Source organism: Pseudomonas sp. URMO17WK12:I6 (assembly GCF_003253625.1).
Lineage (GTDB): Bacteria > Pseudomonadota > Gammaproteobacteria > Pseudomonadales > Pseudomonadaceae > Aquipseudomonas.
On the sequence record NZ_QKYZ01000026.1, the window covers coordinates 18,951 to 35,625 of the forward strand.

Genomic DNA, 16,675 nt, shown 5'->3' on the forward strand with positions numbered 1-16,675 from the left:
CCAGGCGGGGCTTTTTAGTGGCCGATGGAATCAGGCGAGGGGTTTAGGCTCGTGCTCTTTTTCCAGGGCTTGCTCGTGTTGCTCTACCGCTTCCTGTACGGAGCGCGGTGCTTCGTCGATCACGGATTCAACCGGCTCGGCAGACACTTCAGCGGCCGGGGCAGGGGCTGCCTCGACGACTTCAGCAACAACCGGTGCTGGCTCGGCAGCGGCCGGAGCAGCAGCGGCAGCCAGTTCGGCTTCCTTCTGCAGACGCTCGGCTTCACGCTTGCGACGACGTACTTCACGCGGGTCGTTCGGCGCACGGCCACTTGGGGTCAGAGCGCTGACAGGAGCGGCTTCGACCACGGGTGCAGCTTCGGCAACCACCGGTGCTTCAAGCAGCGGAGCAGGCTCGGCAGCTGCAATCACTGGCTCGGAGACCGTGGCTTCAGCCGCTGGGGCTTCAGCAACCGGAGCCTCAGCGACTGGCGCTGGAGCTTCGATGGCTACAGGTGGCTCGGCAATCCAGTTGAACGTGGTTTGTTCTTCACGAACTTCGCGAACTTCACGTGCCGGTTCAGCCACTGGTGCTTCAACGACAGGTTCTGCAGCAACCACTGGTTCGGCGGCAGCTTCAACTTCAGGCCGCGCTTCACGAGCCGGGGCCACTTCGATTTCCGGAGCGGCGATGACTTCCACCGGCGTGGTCGCTTCAACCACTGGCGCTTCAACCGGAGCGGTTTCCAGAGTGGCAGCAGTAGCGCGTTCGGCTTGCTCGTTGGCTTGTGCTTCAGCAGGTGCGCTGATCACGGTGCTGGCAACGGCTGCGGTAACAGCCAGGCCGGCGGCCAGATCGGCAGCGCTTGGCGCTTCGGCGTTTTCAGCGGATTCGGATTCTTCCGAACCTTCGATCACGTTGCCATTGGCATCGCGCTGACGCTCACGACGGTTGCTGCGACGACGCTGGCCACGGGAGCGGCGGCGTGGACGATCGCCTTCGGCGACTTCCTGACCATCTTCCTGCAGTTGCTCTTCGTTGGTTGGCAGCTCTTCTTCGGCAGCGGCAGCAGCGGCTTGCTCGGTGCGTGGTTGACGTTCTTCACGCGGTGGGCGTGGAGCGCGCTCTTCGCGTGGCTGACGGGCAGGACGCTCTTCAGCGGTGGCAGCGGCGGCCGGAGCGGCATCCAGAGGCTCGCGCAGTTCACGAACCGGACGTTCTTCACGATCGCCACGTGGCTTGCGATCTTCGCGCGGTGCGCGCGGTGCACGTTCTTCACGAGGGGCACGTGGAGCGCGTTCTTCGCGGGCGACTACTGGCGTTTCTTCGCGGGCTTCGCGTGGTTGACGCTCTTCGCGTGGCTCACGTGGTGCGCGCTCTTCACGCGGTGCACGTTCCTCACGAGGCTTGCGCTCTTCATCGCGGCGACCGTTACGGTTGCGGCTCTGCTGACGACCGTTGCGACGCTCTTCGTTGCGGGCAGGGCGCTCGGTAGTCGCTGGTTTTTCAACCACGACCGGCGCAACTGGCTCTTCCTTGGTCGCGAACAGGCTGATTAGCGACTTCACCAGGCCCTTGAACAGGCTTGGCTCAGGCGCGGCAACCGGCGCAGCTACTGGGGCGGCGACGACTTCGGTCGGCACCGGAGCATTGGCGCGAGCCGGTGCAGTCTTGACTGCGGCTTCCTGGCGAACCAGGGTGCGGGTCGCGGCGGCTGGCTGGACTTCTTCGACTTCCGCAGCGGCAGCAGCGATCTCGTAGCTGGACTGGTTGATGCTGGCTTCCGGGCTGTCATCACGCAGACGCTGAACTTCGAAGTGCGGCGTTTCGAGGTGATCGTTCGGCAGAATGACGATGCGGGCGCGGGTGCGCAGTTCGATCTTGGTGATCGAGTTGCGTTTTTCGTTGAGCAGGAACGCCGCCACCGGGATCGGCACTTGTGCGCGAACTTCGGCGGTGCGGTCTTTCAGGGCTTCTTCTTCGATCAGGCGCAGGATCGCCAGCGACAGCGATTCAACGTCACGGATGATGCCGGTGCCGTTGCAACGCGGGCAAACGATGCCGCTGCTTTCGCCCAGCGATGGACGCAGGCGCTGACGGGACATTTCCAGCAGGCCGAAGCGCGAGATGCGACCGACTTGCACGCGGGCGCGGTCGGCTTCCAGGCATTCGCGGACTTTCTCTTCCACGGCGCGCTGGTTCTTGGCAGGGGTCATGTCGATGAAGTCGATGACGATCAGGCCGCCGATGTCGCGCAAGCGCAACTGACGGGCGATTTCTTCGGCGGCTTCAAGGTTGGTCTGCAGAGCGGTTTCTTCGATGTCGCTGCCTTTGGTGGCGCGCGCCGAGTTGATGTCGATGGACACCAGGGCTTCGGTCGGATCGATGACGATGGAGCCGCCGGAAGGCAGTTCGACGACGCGCTGGAAGGCGGTTTCGATCTGGCTTTCGATCTGGAAGCGGTTGAACAGCGGAACGCTGTCTTCGTACAGCTTGATCTTGCTGGCGTACTGCGGCATCACCTGGCGAATGAAGGTCAGGGCTTCGTCCTGGGCTTCAACGCTGTCGATCAGCACTTCGCCGATGTCCTGGCGCAGGTAATCGCGGATGGCGCGGATGATCACGTTGCTTTCCTGGTAGATCAGGAACGGCGCGGCGCGGTCCAGCGAGGCTTCTTTGATGGCGGTCCAGAGTTGCAGCAGGTAGTCGAGGTCCCACTGCATTTCTTCGCTGCTGCGGCCAAGGCCGGCAGTGCGAACGATCAGACCCATGTCGGCCGGGGCAACCAGGCCGTTGAGGGCTTCACGCAGTTCGTTGCGCTCTTCACCTTCGATGCGACGGGAGATACCGCCGGCACGCGGGTTGTTCGGCATCAGAACCAGGTAACGACCGGCCAGGCTGATGAAGGTGGTCAGGGCGGCGCCCTTGTTGCCACGTTCTTCTTTTTCGACTTGAACGATGACTTCCTGGCCTTCGCTCAGGACGTCCTTGATGTTGACGCGGCCTTCGGGAGTTTTCTTGAAGTATTCGCGGGAGATTTCTTTGAGGGGCAGGAAGCCGTGGCGCTCAGAGCCGAAATCGACAAAGGCAGCCTCAAGGCTTGGTTCGATGCGAGTAATCCGGCCTTTATAGATGTTGGCCTTCTTCTGCTCGCGTGCACCGGATTCGATGTCCAGGTCGTAGAGGCGTTGGCCATCTACCAGTGCAACACGCAACTCTTCAGGTTGAGTCGCGTTAATCAGCATTCTTTTCATGTAGTACCGTCGGTTTCCGGGCTGCCGGAAACGGCGTTCGGCACACACGACTTCTCACGGTCGGTGTCAGGTGCGTCGGGAGCGGTTGGCCATTCCCGTGTCCAGCGATGTCCGACCAATTGGGCCGGTATCGCGACGTACGCGTCCTGCTTGCTGTGGCTACTTAAGCACTCAGTCAGGAGGAGGAATCAACCGGCGGCTGTGGACGAGATGAAGCGTCTTGATAAAGCCTATTGCTACACAGTCCAGCGGTTGTGCATCTCCACCCTACACGTATCCCTGATAATTCGGGTGCTGCCGCGCGCAGAATCCGCAGCGGGTTGGCATTTACCGTGAGCTCCGAAAGGGGAGGTCACGCATCATGGCTAATTTAGGCGTTGTTTCCGAAGCGTTCGCTCGGGGTCGTTTGCAGCTGACTGCACTTTGTGAACTGGCCGTGAATATTTGCTCGGAAGGCGAGTGAAAACTCTGCTTTGCGGCATGATTCAGGCCTTATGTCACCTGCGCTTGTTACAACTGCAAACTCTGCCGTTACGTAGCGAAAGCCCCGTAGGACGGCCTCTCGTCCTCGTGAATTGCGTTGGTCAGGGCCGGTTTTTGACCGTTAGTCCGCTGTCCAGGCCACTTTTGGCGGCGTTCGCGACTATAGCAGCAATGATTAAGTGCTTCAATTCCATAAAAAATTGTTATCATCTGCACCATGACGACTACTGCCCCTTCGACCCCAGGCGTACAACTGCTTGAGGTCTCGCCGGAATATGCCGGCCAACGTATTGATAACTTCCTTCTCGCTCGGCTCAAAGGCGTGCCCAAGACCTTGATTTACCGCATTTTGCGTAAAGGCGAAGTGCGGGTGAACAAAGGTCGGATCAAGCCCGAATACAAGCTGCAGGCGGGCGATATCGTGCGCGTGCCGCCGGTTCGCGTGCCCGAACGCGACGAGCCCGTGCCACTGGCGCAGGGGCTGCTGCAGCGGCTCGAGGCCTCGATTGTCTACGAAGACAAGGCGCTGATCGTGATCAACAAGCCCGCTGGCATCGCGGTTCACGGCGGCAGCGGCTTGAATTACGGCGTCATCGAAGCCTTTCGTCAGTTACGTCCTGATGCAAAAGAGCTCGAGTTGGTTCACCGCCTCGACCGGGACACGTCCGGCCTGCTGATGATCGCCAAAAAGCGCAGCATGTTGCGTCACTTGCACGCCGCATTGCGCGGTGATGGCGTCGACAAGCGCTATATGGCGCTGGTGCGCGGCAACTGGGCGACCTCGATCAAGCAAGTCCGTGCGCCGTTGCAAAAGAGCAATCTGCGCTCCGGCGAGCGCATGGTCGAAGTCGACGAAGAAGGCAAGGAAGCCCTGACCGTGTTCAAGGTGCTGCGCCGCTTCGGTGACTTTGCCACCATGGTCGAAGCCAAGCCGATCACCGGTCGCACTCACCAGATTCGCGTCCATACTTTGCATGCCGGGCATTGCATCGCCGGCGACACCAAGTACGGCGATGAAGATTTCAGCAAGGAAATTCGTGACCTGGGCGGCAAGCGTCTATTCCTGCATGCCTACATGCTGACCGTGCCGCTGCCTGATGGCGGCGAGCTGAAGTTGCAGGCGCCGGTCGACGAGATGTGGGCCAAAACCGTGGAGCGATTGAGTGCGCCCATCTGATTACAAACTGCTGATTTTCGATTGGGACGGTACGCTCGCAGACTCCATTGGTCGGATTGTCGAGGCGATGCACGTGGCGTCCAGGCGCTCCGGCTTTCCGTTGCGCGATGATTTTGCGGTCAAAGGCATTATCGGTCTCGGGTTGCCGGAAGCGATTCGGACCTTGTATCCCGAGATCGGTGATGGCGAACTGATGGCTTTCCGTGACTATTATGCGGAGCACTACATCGCGGCAGAGGCTGTTCCTTCGCCGTTGTTCGAGGGTGTGCTTGAGTCGATGGAGGCGTTTCGTGCTGACGGCTATCACCTGGCGGTTGCCACCGGCAAGGCTCGGCGCGGGCTGGACCGGGTGCTGAAGGCTCACGGCTGGGAAGATTATTTTGATGTCACTCGCGCAGCCGATGAAACGGCCAGCAAGCCCCATCCGTTGATGCTTGAGCAGATTCTCGCCCATTGCGAGGTTCGCCCGGAGCAGGCGCTGATGGTCGGGGATTCGTCCTTCGATCTGCAGATGGCGCGCAACGCCGGCATGGATTCGGTGGCGGTCAGCTATGGCGCTCAATCGATTGAGGCGTTGCAGCAGCTCGAGCCACGGCTGTCCATTGATCGTTTTTCAGAATTGCGCGCCTGGCTGAGTCAGCGGGCATAACGGTTTTTTGCAGGGGTAAATGTCATGACCGACGAATGGAAAGCACCCGCCAAGGCGAGCGCGGAGAGCGGTGACGAAAAAAGCTGGAAGCTGCTGGAAAAGACCCTGCTGGCCAGTGTGCAGGAGCATCGCCGATCCCGTCGCTGGGGGATTTTCTTCAAGCTGCTGACCTTTGCATATCTGTTGCTTGCGTTGTTCTTGTTCTCGCCGCTGATGGATATGGAAAAAAGCGCCACTCGCGGTTCCGCTTACACGGCGCTGATCGATATAACCGGCATGATCGCCGACAAAGAGCCGGCGAGTGCAGATAATATCGTCGGCAGTCTGCGTAAAGCCTTCGAGGACAACAAGGTCAAGGGTGTGATCCTGCGGATCAACAGTCCGGGCGGCAGTCCGGTGCAGTCGGGTTATGTCTATGACGAGATTCGTCGTTTGCGCGGCTTGCATCCGGATACCAAGGTTTACGCGGTGATCTCGGATCTGGGAGCTTCCGGTGCCTATTACATTGCCAGTGCGGCAGATCAGATCTATGCCGACAAGGCGAGCCTGGTGGGTTCCATTGGTGTGACCGCGGCCGGTTACGGTTTTGTCGGCACCATGGAAAAATTGGGTGTCGAGCGTCGTACCTACACCTCTGGCGAGCACAAATCATTCCTCGATCCGTTCCAGCCGCAGAAGCCTGAAGAAACTCAGTTCTGGCAGGGTGTGCTCGACACCACTCATCAGCAGTTCATCAGTAGCGTCAAGAAGGGGCGTGGCGATCGTCTCAAGGACAAAGATCATCCGGAGCTGTTCTCCGGGCTGGTCTGGTCCGGTGAGCAGGCGCTGCCGCTGGGCTTGATTGATGGTCTGGGCAGTGCCAGTTCGGTGGCGCGTGACGTGATTGGCGAGAAAGAGCTGGTGGACTTCACTATCGAGGAGTCGCCGTTTGATCGCTTCTCGAAAAAGCTCGGTGCCAGCGTGGCTGAGCATTTGGCGATGTGGATGGGCTTCCAGGGGCCGGCGTTGCGCTGATCGTTGTCTGCATAAAAAACCGGCCTGTGTGGCCGGTTTTTTTGTGCGCGCGCAGCGGTTCAGGGTATTTGCACGCCTTCAGCCAGTAACATGTCAACCAGGCGAATCAGTGGCAGGCCGATCAGGCTGGTGGCGTCAGGGCCTTCGGTGCTTTGAAACAGGCTCACCCCTAATCCTTCAGCCTTGAAGCTGCCAGCGCAGTCGTAGGGCTGCTCGGCGTGCAGGTAGCGTTCGATGCGTGCTGCGTCGAGTGCGCGCATGTGCACGGTAAACGGCACGCAGTCGACCTGGCAGTGGCCGGTCTGGCTGTTGAGCAATGCCAGCCCGGTGAGGAATGTCACACTGGCACCGCTCGATGCGAGCAGTTGTTCGCGGGCCTTTTCGAAGCTGTGTGGCTTGCCGATAATTCGCTGGCCAAGTACCGCGACCTGGTCCGAGCCGATGATCAGGTGAGCAGGATGACTGGCGGTAAGTGCCCGGGCTTTTTCTTCGGCGAGGCGCTTTACCAGTTCGATGGCTGACTCGTTCGGGCGATGGCTTTCGTCAATATCCGGCGAGCTGCAAGTAAACGGCAGCTGCAGGCGGGCCAGCAATTCCCGGCGATAAACCGAGCTTGAAGCGAGTAATAAAGGCAGCATGCGCATCTCCAAAGGGCAAGGGGCGAATTCTAACGCAGGCTCAAGTGGCGGACAGGGCTGAATTTCCTTTGACATGGCTGGGGGCATCCCTATAATGCTGCGCCTATGTTGAATGACCCGATTCCACCTCACGTTGACCCGCGCAAATTGGCTGACCGTGGCACCACCCTTCAAGGTGAAATGCTGCTGGCCGATTTGGAGAGACTCTGCGACCCGCTTTCCGACAATGTCGGTACGGTGCAGGCTAAATTCGTTTTTGAACGAGATGAACGTAAGTCTGTGGTAATCCACAGCTTTATCGACACCGAAGTCAAAATGGTTTGCCAGCGTTGTCTTGAGCTGGTCACCCTGCCGATCCATAGCGAATGCAGTTATGCTGTGGTGAAGGAGGGTGCGAATACCCAGTCGTTGCCGAAAGGTTATGACGTGCTGGAACTGGGCGAAGATCCATTGGATCTGCAGTCACTGATCGAGGAGGAGCTTCTGCTCGCCTTGCCCATTGTGCCTGCTCATCATCCGGAAGAATGCCAGCAGCCGGCGGGAGCAGATGAGCCCGAACCGAGCGAGGACGAGGTAACGCGGTCCAACCCGTTCAGTGTATTGGCGCAGTTAAAGCGTGACCCAAACGTTTAGGAGTTAATCAATTATGGCTGTTCAGCAGAACAAAAAATCCCGCTCTGCCCGTGACATGCGTCGTTCGCACGATGCTCTCGAGGCTAGCACCCTGTCTGTAGAAAAAACCACCGGTGAAGTTCACCTGCGTCACCACGTATCGCCAGAAGGCGTATACCGTGGCCGTAAAGTGATCGACAAGGGCGCTGACGAGTAATCCTTGTCCGCTCAAGTCATCGCGATTGACGCAATGGGCGGGGACTTCGGTCCCCGCAGCATTGTTCAGGCCAGCCTTGCTTGTCTGTCAGCTACGCCCTCGCTGCACCTGACCCTTGTCGGTCAACCCTCCCTACTTGAAGAACTGATCGCTGGCCAATCGGCTGCGGATCGCTCGCGCCTGTCGATTGTGCCGGCGTCCGAAGTCATCACCATGGACGAAAAGCCTGCCCAGGCCCTGCGCGGCAAGCCTGATTCGTCGATGCGCGTTGCGCTGGAGTTGTTGCGTGATGGCAAGGTCCAGGCGTGCGTCAGTGCCGGCAATACCGGTGCGCTGATGGCGTTGTCGCGGTTTGTGCTCAAAACCTTGCCGGGGATCGATCGGCCGGCCATGGTCGCCGCCATTCCGACCGAGAAAGGTTTCTGCCAGTTGCTCGATCTGGGCGCCAATGTCGATTGCAGTGCCGAGCATCTGTTGCAGTTTGCGGTGATGGGGTCTGTGGCGGCGCAAGCCCTGGGCGTCGTTCGTCCACGGGTCGCGTTGCTGAATATCGGCACCGAAGACATCAAGGGCAATCAGCAAGTCAAGCTGGCGGCGACCCTGCTGCAAAATGCGCGTGGCCTGAACTACATCGGGTTTGTCGAGGGCGACGGTTTGTACCGTGGCGAGGCGGATGTGGTGGTGTGTGACGGCTTTGTCGGCAATATCCTGCTCAAATCCAGCGAAGGCCTGGCGACCATGATCGCCGGGCGCATCGAGGCCCAGTTCAAGAAAAATTTCGCGTCGAAACTGGTAGGCGCACTGGCGCTGCCGCTGATGAAGCGCTTGCAGGCCGAGCTGGCGCCGGCACGCCATAACGGCGCAAGTTTTCTCGGTTTGCAGGGAATTGTCGTGAAAAGTCATGGTTCGGCGGGGGTTCAGGGCTTCCAGAGTGCGATTCAGCGCGCCTTGATCGAGATCCAGGAAAACTTGCCGGAACGTCTTCATGGGCGCCTGGAAGATTTGTTGCCTTAGGCGTTTTCGTCAGACAATGCTTAAATGTGACCGCTCAGTTCAATGAGCCATCCAACTGTCAGTTTCTTGCGTTCCCCTGGCGGGACGTCAATTCTCCGACGACAAGATCATTAGGGGCTTGTTACATGTCTGCTTCCCTCGCATTCGTCTTTCCAGGACAGGGTTCGCAGTCCCTCGGCATGCTGGCCGAGTTGGGCGCGCAACACCCGGTGGTCCTTGAAACATTCAAAGAAGCTTCCGATGCTCTGGGTTACGACCTGTGGGCGCTGACCCAGCAAGGGCCGGAAGAACTACTCAATCAAACCGATAAAACCCAACCGGCCATTCTGACCGCCTCGATCGCCTTGTGGCGTCTGTGGCTGGCTGAAGGCGGCGCGCGTCCGGCTTACGTTGCCGGTCACAGCCTGGGTGAATACAGCGCCCTGGTGGCTGCGGGCAGCCTGAGCCTGGGCGCCGCGGTGAAGCTGGTAGAGCGTCGCGGTCAATTGATGCAGGAGGCCGTTCCGGCCGGGCAGGGCGGCATGGCCGCTATCCTCGGTCTGGACGATGCTGATGTGCTGGCAGCCTGCGCCGAAGCGGCGCAAGGTGAAGTGGTCAGCGCAGTCAACTTCAACTCGCCGGGCCAGGTAGTGATTGCCGGCGCCAAGGCTGCGGTCGAACGCGCCATCGAAGGCTGCAAGGCGCGTGGTGCCAAGCGCGCTATGCCGTTGCCGGTCAGCGTGCCGTCCCACTGCGAGTTGATGCGTCCGGCCGCCGAGCGATTCGCCGAGTCGATCGCAGCGATCGACTGGCAGGCGCCGCAGATTCCGGTAGTGCAGAACGTCAGTGCCGACGTACCAGCCGATCTGGAAACCCTCAAGCGCGATCTGCTTGAGCAGCTTTACAAGCCTGTGCGCTGGGTCGAATCGGTCCAGGCACTGGCTGCCAAGGGTGCAACCCAACTGGTCGAGTGCGGTCCGGGCAAGGTCCTGGCCGGTCTGAACAAACGTTGCGCTGAAGGCGTGTCGACCTCTAACCTCAATACCCCAGATGCTTTCGCTGCCGCCCGTGCAGCGCTGGTCTGATCAAGGAGAAGCTTGCATGAGTCTGCAAGGTAAAGTTGCACTGGTCACCGGTGCCAGCCGTGGTATCGGCCAGGCTATCGCTCTGGAGCTGGGTCGTCAGGGTGCCATCGTTATTGGTACTGCGACCTCCGCATCGGGTGCCGAGCGTATCGCCGCCACTCTGAAAGAAAACGGTATTCAGGGCACTGGCCTGGAACTCAATGTCACCAGCGACGAGTCCGTAGCGGCCGTGCTGGCGAGCATTCAGGAGCAGTTCGGTGCGCCAGCGATCCTGGTCAATAATGCCGGTATCACCCGCGATAACCTGATGATGCGCATGAAAGATGACGAATGGCATGACGTTGTCGATACCAACTTGAACAGTCTGTTCCGCCTGTCCAAGGGCGTTTTGCGCGGTATGACCAAAGCCCGTTGGGGACGAATTATCAGTATTGGCTCGGTTGTGGGTGCCATGGGCAACGCAGGCCAAGTAAACTACGCAGCCGCCAAGGCCGGTCTGGAAGGTTTCAGCCGTGCGCTGGCGCGTGAAGTCGGTTCGCGTTCGATTACGGTAAACTCGGTGGCCCCAGGGTTCATCGACACCGATATGACCCGCGAACTGCCCGATGCGCAGCGTGAAGCCTTGCAGACGCAAATTCCGCTGGGTCGTCTGGGGCAAGCTCAAGAGATCGCATCTGTGGTCGCTTTTCTTGCGTCCGACGGTGCGGCTTACGTTACTGGGGCTACAATCCCGGTGAACGGCGGGATGTACATGAGTTAAATGTGACGGATTGCTTCAAAAAAATGTCATACGAGCTGTCTAAAATCCGTTATAAAGCTGCAATCTATTTTATCGGCAGAGGGCCGCAGGGTTTGAGGAGTGAAGCTTTCAGTTGAAAAACTGAAAAGTCTTTCTATACACTTACCCACTGGCCAGCTGCCTGAATTTGTCCATTAGGAGTGAAAACAAGGTATGAGCACCATCGAAGAGCGCGTCAAGAAAATCGTTGCTGAGCAACTGGGCGTTAAAGAAGAAGAAGTGGTCAACACCGCTTCCTTCGTTGAAGACCTGGGTGCCGACTCCCTTGACACCGTTGAGCTGGTGATGGCTCTGGAAGAGGAATTCGAGACCGAAATCCCTGACGAAGAAGCTGAAAAGATCACTACTGTACAAGCAGCAATCGACTACGTTACCAGCCATCAGGCGTAATAGTTTTTAGTCGTCGCTCGCTGTCATGGAAAAACCGCACTGCCATCATGGCGTGCGGTTTTTTCTTTAGGCCTTGTGCGAAGTCGTCATTTGAAAAAAGGAGAGTGCTGTGTCGCGTAGACGCGTCGTAGTCACCGGTATGGGTATGTTGTCGCCACTGGGCACGGATGTGCCGAGCAGCTGGCAGGGCATTCTGGCTGGCCGCAGTGGCATTGGTCTGATCGAACACACCGACCTTTCTGCCTATTCCACCCGCTTTGGCGGTTCGGTAAAGGGCTTCAATGTCGAGGAATACTTGTCGGTCAAGGAAGCCCGCAAACTCGACCTGTTCATTCAATACGGTCTGGCTGCAGGTTTTCAAGCCGTGCGTAACGCAGGTCTTGAGGTTACCGACGCCAATCGCGAGCGTATCGGCGTGGCCATGGGGTCGGGTATTGGCGGTCTGACCAATATCGAAGACACCAGCCGCACACTGCATGATTCCGGCCCACGGCGGATTTCTCCGTTTTTCGTGCCTGGCTCGATCATCAATATGATTTCCGGTTTCCTGTCCATTCACTTGGGTGCACAGGGACCTAACTACGCCATCGCCACGGCGTGTACCACCGGTACGCACTGCATTGGCATGGCGGCACGTAACATCATGTACGACGAAGCCGACGTAATGATCGCCGGTGGCGCCGAGATGGCTGCATGTGGTCTGGGCATGGGCGGCTTTGGTGCCTCCCGCGCACTGTCGACCCGCAACGACGAGCCGGCCCGTGCCAGCCGTCCATGGGACAAGGGTCGTGATGGCTTCGTGCTGTCCGACGGTGCCGGCGCACTGGTTCTCGAAGAGCTGGAGCACGCCAAGGCCCGTGGCGCGACCATTTACGCCGAGCTGATCGGTTTCGGCACCAGTGGCGATGCCTACCACATGACCTCGCCACCGGCTGATGGCGCGGGTGCTGCGCGTTGCATCACCAATGCCTTGCGCGATGCGAAGATCAATGGTGATCAGGTGCAGTACATCAATGCCCATGGCACCTCGACCTCGGCTGGCGACCTCGCCGAAGCCTGTGCGATCAAATCGGTGTTCGGCGATCACGCCTACAAGCTGGCCGTCAGTTCGACCAAGTCCATGACCGGTCACCTGCTGGGTGCGGCAGGGGCGGTCGAGGCGATTTTCAGCGTGCTGGCAATCAACAGTCAGGTAGCCCCGCCGACCATCAACCTCGATGAGCCGGACGAAGGCTGCGACCTCGACTTCGTACCCCACACCGCGCGCGGCATGGATATCGACGTGGTGCTGTCCAACTCCTTCGGATTTGGCGGTACCAATGGCTCGCTGGTGTTCCGCCGGTTCGCTGACTGATGGACAGCTGGGTCGACGGTCAACCGGCTGACGCTTTGTCGCTGAAAGATCGCGGCCTGGCTTACGGCGATGGTCTGTTCGAGACCATCGCCGTCAAGGGCGGGCAGCCGTTGTTGCTGGATCGACATTTGTCGCGTCTGGCCGAGGGCTGTTCGCGCCTGGCGATTGCCGCCGATCATGAGCTGATCCGCGCGGAGCTGCTGGCCTATGCCGCCGCACTGGGCGAGGGCGTGCTCAAACTCATCCTCACCCGCGGCGACAGCCTGCGCGGTTACGCCCCCGATCCCTCGGCCCAGGCCCGGCGCATTCTGCAAGGCAATCCTCCTGCTGCCTATCCGGCTGTGCATGCGAAGCAGGGCGTGCGCCTGTTCCCTTGTACAACACGGCTTTCCAAGCAGCCATTGCTTGCCGGTCTCAAGCACCTGAATCGTCTGGAGCAGGTTATCGCCCGTTCCGAATGGCAGGACACCGAGCATGCTGAAGGCTTGATGCTGGATCAGGTCGGGCGGGTGATCGAAGGTGTGTTCAGTAATCTGTTCCTGGTGCGCGATGGCGTGCTGGTGACCGCCGATCTCAAACGTTGTGGCGTGGCAGGCGTGATGCGTGCCGAATTATTGTTTCAAGCCGAGTCATTGGGGATTCCCACACAAATCATCGACATTACCCTCGAACAGCTGCAATGGGCTGATGAGGTCTTTGTCTGCAACAGCGTTTATGGCGTTTGGCCGGTGCGCGCCTATGCCGCACTGAGCTGGCCGGTTGGGCCGCTCACCCGTAAACTCCAAACCATTGCCCGTGCGCTACTGGATGCCTGATTCGTGAAACGTAAATTATTGCTGCTGCTGGAAACCGGACTGGTTCTGGCGGGGCTGTTGGCGGGCGCTTGCGCCTGGAAAATCCATTCGGCGCTGGAACAGCCGCTGAATATCGCCCAGGAACAGCTGTTGGAAGTGCCCAAAGGCACTACGCCGAACCGCACTTTCATTCGACTTGAAGCCGATGGCGTCATCAAGGACGCTTTCTGGCTGCGTGTGTACTGGCGCTTCAACCTGGCGGGCCAACCGCTGCACAGCGGCGAATACCGCATGGTTCCCGGCATGACAGTCGAAGGGCTGATCGACCTGTGGAAGCGCGGGGAAATGGTTCAGTACAGCCTGACGCTGGTCGAAGGCTGGAATTTCCATCAGGTCCGCGCAGCCCTGGCCAAGGATGAAAAGCTCGAACAGACCCTCAACGGTTTGAGCGACAGCCAGGTGATGGACAAGCTCGGGCACGGCGGGATTTTCCCCGAAGGGCGCTTCTTCCCCGACACATACCGTTTCGTGCGTGGCATGACTGACGTCGATCTGCTCAAGAAGGCTTACGACCGCCTCGACGAAGTCCTCGCCAAGGAGTGGAGCCAGCGTGCTGCCGACGTGCCCTATACCGAACCCTATCAGGCACTGATCATGGCCTCGCTGGTGGAAAAGGAAACCGGCGTGCCGCAGGAGCGCGGGCAAATCGCCGGCGTGTTCGTGCGGCGCATGGAGATGGGCATGTTGCTGCAGACCGATCCGACGGTGATCTACGGCTTGGGCGATCGCTATAACGGCAAGTTGACCCGCGCCCATCTCAAGGAGCCGACGCCGTATAACACTTACCTGATCGCTGGCCTGCCGCCGACACCGATTGCGATGGTCGGCCGCGAGGCGATCCATGCGGCGTTGAATCCGGCGGACGGCAACAGCCTGTATTTTGTTGCGCGCGGTGATGGCAGCCACGTGTTCTCCGATGATCTGGACGCCCATAACAATGCGGTGCGGGAGTTCCAGCTCAATCGCCGGGCCGATTACCGTTCCAGCCTGGCACCGACTACCACGCCGCTGACGGAAGATGCCCAGGCGCCAACCCCGGCGGCTTCGCCTGATACGGCAGCCGAAGACGTGCCACAAGTAGCGCCGCAAAACTCTGCACAAGAGCCTGCGCCAGCACCCGAGCGGGATGCTCCGGCGCCGCAAAGCCCGCAATGACTCTGATTAAGGACTGCCTGTGACTGGCTTGTTTATTACCCTGGAAGGCCCGGAAGGTGCCGGCAAGAGCACCAATCGCGAATACCTGGCCGAGCGTCTGCGCGCCGCCGGGATCGAGGTGGTGTTGACCCGGGAGCCGGGTGGCACGCCCCTGGCCGAGCGGATCCGCGACGTGTTGTTGGCGCCGGTCGATGAGGTCATGAACCCTGACACCGAGCTGCTGTTGGTGTTCGCTGCGCGAGCCCAGCACCTGGCCGAGGTGATCCGCCCGGCGCTGGCCCGTGGTGCGGTGGTTCTGTGTGATCGTTTTACCGATTCGACCTATGCCTACCAGGGCGGTGGTCGCGGTTTGTCGCTGGAGCGCATCGCGACCCTCGAAACGTTCGTGCAGGGCGATCTGCGCCCGGACTTGACGCTGATCTTCGATCTGCCGGTGGAAGTGGGCCTGGCCCGCGCCAGCGCCCGCGGTCGCCTGGACCGTTTCGAGCTTGAAGGCCGCACGTTCTTCGATGCCGTGCGCAGTGCCTTCCTCGAGCGTGCCAAAGCGGATCCTGCGCGTTATGTCCTGGTGGATGCCGCTCAACCGCTGGCGCAGGTTCAGCAGTCTCTGGATGTCTTGCTGCCACGTCTGCTGGAGTTGACCCGTGGCTGAAGCCTATCCGTGGCAGGACAGTCTCTGGCAGCAATTGGCCGGTCGTGCCCAGCACGCCCATGCCTATCTGCTGCATGGCCCGGCCGGGATCGGCAAGCGTGCGCTGGCCGAGCGGTTGATGGCCAGTTTGTTGTGCCAGCGTCCGACCGCCCAGGGCGCCTGCGGTGAATGCAAATCCTGCCTTCTGCTCAAGGCCGGTAGTCATCCCGACAACTACGTCCTTGAACCGGAAGAGGCAGACAGGGCGATCAAGGTCGATCAGGTGCGTGACCTGGTCAGCTTCGTGGTTCAGACTTCGCAGATGGGCGGTCGCAAAGTGGTGCTGATCGAGCCGGTCGAGTCGATGAACATCAACGCCGCCAACGCCTTGCTAAAAAGCCTTGAAGAGCCGTCCGGCGACACCGTATTGCTGCTCGTCAGCCACCAGACCAGTCGTCTGCTGCCGACCATCAAGAGCCGTTGCGTACAGCAGGCCTGTCCTTTGCCGAGCGAAGCCATGAGTCTGGCGTGGCTGGCCAAGACGTTGCCGGACTGCTCGGAAGACGAGCGCATTGAACTGCTGACCCTTGCTGCCGGTTCGCCATTGGCCGCGGTCAAATTGCAGGCCCAGGGCGTGCGCGAGCAGCGGGCGCTGGTGGTCGAGGGCGTGAAGAGGTTGCTCAAGCAGCAGCAATCGCCGACGCAACTGGCCGAGGAATGGAAAACCATTCCCATGTTGCTGCTGTTCGACTGGTTCTGCGACTGGTCGAGCCTGATCCTGCGTTATCAGTTGACTCAGGATGAAGCGGGGCTGGGGTTGGCGGACATGCGCAAGGTGATTCAATACCTGGCGCAGAAAGCCGCTCAGGATAAAGTCCTGAATATTCAGGACTGGATTCTAGCCCAGCGGCAGAAAGTGATGAGCAAGGCCAACCTCAATCCGGCGCTGTTGCTGGAGGCGCTGTTGGTGCAATGGGTATCCTTGCCTGCCCAGAGGTGACTAGACTCTGATCATCAGAAATGGAGGTCAGCATGAACGAACCCATCAGTCCGGGGCCGCGCAATGGCATTTTGTCCTTGACCATCAAGGACAGGTCCGTGCTCTATGCGGCCTACATGCCATTCATCAAGAACGGTGGCCTGTTTATCCCGACCAACAAGAGCTACAAGTTGGGCGATGAGGTCTTCATGCTGCTGCACCTGATGGACGAACCGGAAAAGATCCCGGTCGCCGGCAGGGTCACCTGGATTACCCCCAAAGGTGCCCAGGGCAACCGCGCCGCTGGAGTCGGCGTGCAATTCAACGAAGGCGATAACACCGCGCGCAGTCGAATCGAAACCCATCTGGCCGGAGCTCTGAAGTCCGACCGTCCCACTCATACGATGTAAG

17 protein-coding genes are annotated in these 16,675 nt (G+C 59.7%); 15 read left to right on the top strand and 2 right to left on the bottom strand.

The annotated features are described in order from the left end of the window. Positions 1 to 30 precede the first annotated feature (30 nt). Positions 31 to 3,234, bottom strand: a complete 3,204-nt coding sequence (rne, locus tag F475_RS28945; protein WP_111455349.1) for a ribonuclease E — start codon at positions 3,232 to 3,234, stop codon at positions 31 to 33. Between the two features lie 700 nt (positions 3,235 to 3,934). Between rne and rluC the strand changes: the two genes are divergently transcribed. The 3 genes from rluC to sppA are packed head-to-tail and all read left to right on the top strand — an operon-like array spanning position 3,935 to position 6,557. Beyond that, positions 3,935 to 4,894: a 23S rRNA pseudouridine(955/2504/2580) synthase RluC gene (rluC, locus tag F475_RS28955; protein WP_007941997.1), complete on the top strand. Its 960-nt coding sequence runs from the start codon at positions 3,935 to 3,937 to the stop codon at positions 4,892 to 4,894. Then, positions 4,881 to 5,543 carry an HAD-IA family hydrolase gene (locus tag F475_RS28960; RefSeq protein WP_111455350.1) on the top strand — a complete coding sequence of 221 codons (663 nt, stop codon included), beginning with the start codon at positions 4,881 to 4,883 and terminating at the stop codon, positions 5,541 to 5,543. The genes rluC and F475_RS28960 overlap by 14 nt, the downstream gene beginning before the upstream one ends. A gap of 24 nt (positions 5,544 to 5,567) precedes the next feature. Then, positions 5,568 to 6,557 carry a signal peptide peptidase SppA gene (gene sppA / locus F475_RS28965; protein ID WP_064616586.1) on the top strand — a complete coding sequence of 330 codons (990 nt, stop codon included), beginning with the start codon at positions 5,568 to 5,570 and terminating at the stop codon, positions 6,555 to 6,557. Between the two features lie 59 nt (positions 6,558 to 6,616). Here the strand turns inward: sppA and F475_RS28970 are convergent, their stop codons facing one another. After that, a complete protein-coding gene (locus tag F475_RS28970; protein WP_018926223.1) occupies positions 6,617 to 7,195 on the bottom strand; it encodes a nucleoside triphosphate pyrophosphatase in 579 nt (192 codons plus the stop codon). 105 nt (positions 7,196 to 7,300) lie between these two features. On the opposite strand from F475_RS28970, the gene F475_RS28975 reads away from it, so the two are divergent. From F475_RS28975 to F475_RS29030, 12 genes are all read left to right on the top strand, one after another. After that, positions 7,301 to 7,828, top strand: coding sequence for a YceD family protein (locus F475_RS28975; protein WP_007942001.1), 528 nt, complete (start codon positions 7,301 to 7,303; stop codon positions 7,826 to 7,828). A gap of 13 nt (positions 7,829 to 7,841) precedes the next feature. Beyond that, complete coding sequence (gene rpmF / locus F475_RS28980) at positions 7,842 to 8,024, top strand: 50S ribosomal protein L32 (protein WP_003179396.1); 183 nt, start codon at positions 7,842 to 7,844, stop codon at positions 8,022 to 8,024. A 3-nt stretch (positions 8,025 to 8,027) separates the two neighbouring features. Then, the gene (gene plsX / locus F475_RS28985) at positions 8,028 to 9,038 is read left to right on the top strand and encodes a phosphate acyltransferase PlsX (protein ID WP_018926222.1); all 1,011 of its coding nucleotides are present in this window, start codon (positions 8,028 to 8,030) and stop codon (positions 9,036 to 9,038) included. A gap of 125 nt (positions 9,039 to 9,163) precedes the next feature. Further along, positions 9,164 to 10,102, top strand: a complete 939-nt coding sequence (gene fabD, locus F475_RS28990) for an ACP S-malonyltransferase (protein ID WP_026286430.1) — start codon at positions 9,164 to 9,166, stop codon at positions 10,100 to 10,102. A gap of 16 nt (positions 10,103 to 10,118) precedes the next feature. Next, complete coding sequence (gene fabG / locus F475_RS28995) at positions 10,119 to 10,862, top strand: 3-oxoacyl-ACP reductase FabG (protein ID WP_111455351.1); 744 nt, start codon at positions 10,119 to 10,121, stop codon at positions 10,860 to 10,862. A 192-nt stretch (positions 10,863 to 11,054) separates the two neighbouring features. Next, positions 11,055 to 11,291: an acyl carrier protein gene (gene acpP / locus F475_RS29000; protein WP_003175607.1), complete on the top strand. Its 237-nt coding sequence runs from the start codon at positions 11,055 to 11,057 to the stop codon at positions 11,289 to 11,291. 109 nt (positions 11,292 to 11,400) lie between these two features. Next, on the top strand, positions 11,401 to 12,645 hold the full coding sequence (gene fabF / locus F475_RS29005; protein ID WP_026286429.1) for a beta-ketoacyl-ACP synthase II: 1,245 nt from the start codon (positions 11,401 to 11,403) through the stop codon (positions 12,643 to 12,645). Beyond that, entirely contained in the window at positions 12,645 to 13,460 is an 816-nt protein-coding gene (gene pabC, locus F475_RS29010; protein WP_064616590.1) for an aminodeoxychorismate lyase, read from the top strand. The genes fabF and pabC overlap by 1 nt, the downstream gene beginning before the upstream one ends. Positions 13,461 to 13,463: 3 nt before the next feature. Continuing rightward, positions 13,464 to 14,654: an endolytic transglycosylase MltG gene (gene mltG, locus F475_RS29015; protein WP_111455352.1), complete on the top strand. Its 1,191-nt coding sequence runs from the start codon at positions 13,464 to 13,466 to the stop codon at positions 14,652 to 14,654. 19 nt (positions 14,655 to 14,673) lie between these two features. Beyond that, a complete protein-coding gene (gene tmk, locus F475_RS29020) occupies positions 14,674 to 15,306 on the top strand; it encodes a dTMP kinase (RefSeq protein ID WP_064616594.1) in 633 nt (210 codons plus the stop codon). Next, positions 15,299 to 16,285 carry a DNA polymerase III subunit delta' gene (locus F475_RS29025; protein WP_111455353.1) on the top strand — a complete coding sequence of 329 codons (987 nt, stop codon included), beginning with the start codon at positions 15,299 to 15,301 and terminating at the stop codon, positions 16,283 to 16,285. Before tmk ends, F475_RS29025 begins: the two co-directional genes overlap by 8 nt. 32 nt (positions 16,286 to 16,317) lie before the next feature. After that, positions 16,318 to 16,674: a PilZ domain-containing protein gene (locus tag F475_RS29030; protein WP_018926214.1), complete on the top strand. Its 357-nt coding sequence runs from the start codon at positions 16,318 to 16,320 to the stop codon at positions 16,672 to 16,674. Position 16,675: the final 1 nt, after the last annotated feature.

What these genes read in the sequence shown, in the direction of transcription:
- rpmF (WP_003179396.1), top strand. Translation starts at nt 7,842, where the DNA reads ATGGCTGTTCAGCAGAACAAAAAATCCCGCTCTGCCCGTGACATGCGT.
- acpP (WP_003175607.1), top strand. Translation starts at nt 11,055, where the DNA reads ATGAGCACCATCGAAGAGCGCGTCAAGAAAATCGTTGCTGAGCAACTG.
- fabD (WP_026286430.1), top strand. Translation starts at nt 9,164, where the DNA reads ATGTCTGCTTCCCTCGCATTCGTCTTTCCAGGACAGGGTTCGCAGTCC.
- sppA (WP_064616586.1), top strand. Translation starts at nt 5,568, where the DNA reads ATGACCGACGAATGGAAAGCACCCGCCAAGGCGAGCGCGGAGAGCGGT.
- pabC (WP_064616590.1), top strand. Translation starts at nt 12,645, where the DNA reads ATGGACAGCTGGGTCGACGGTCAACCGGCTGACGCTTTGTCGCTGAAA.
- fabG (WP_111455351.1), top strand. Translation starts at nt 10,119, where the DNA reads ATGAGTCTGCAAGGTAAAGTTGCACTGGTCACCGGTGCCAGCCGTGGT.
- F475_RS29030 (WP_018926214.1), top strand. Translation starts at nt 16,318, where the DNA reads ATGAACGAACCCATCAGTCCGGGGCCGCGCAATGGCATTTTGTCCTTG.
- rne (WP_111455349.1), bottom strand. Translation starts at nt 3,234, where the DNA reads ATGAAAAGAATGCTGATTAACGCGACTCAACCTGAAGAGTTGCGTGTT.
- F475_RS28975 (WP_007942001.1), top strand. Translation starts at nt 7,301, where the DNA reads ATGTTGAATGACCCGATTCCACCTCACGTTGACCCGCGCAAATTGGCT.
- F475_RS28970 (WP_018926223.1), bottom strand. Translation starts at nt 7,195, where the DNA reads ATGCTGCCTTTATTACTCGCTTCAAGCTCGGTTTATCGCCGGGAATTG.
- rluC (WP_007941997.1), top strand. Translation starts at nt 3,935, where the DNA reads ATGACGACTACTGCCCCTTCGACCCCAGGCGTACAACTGCTTGAGGTC.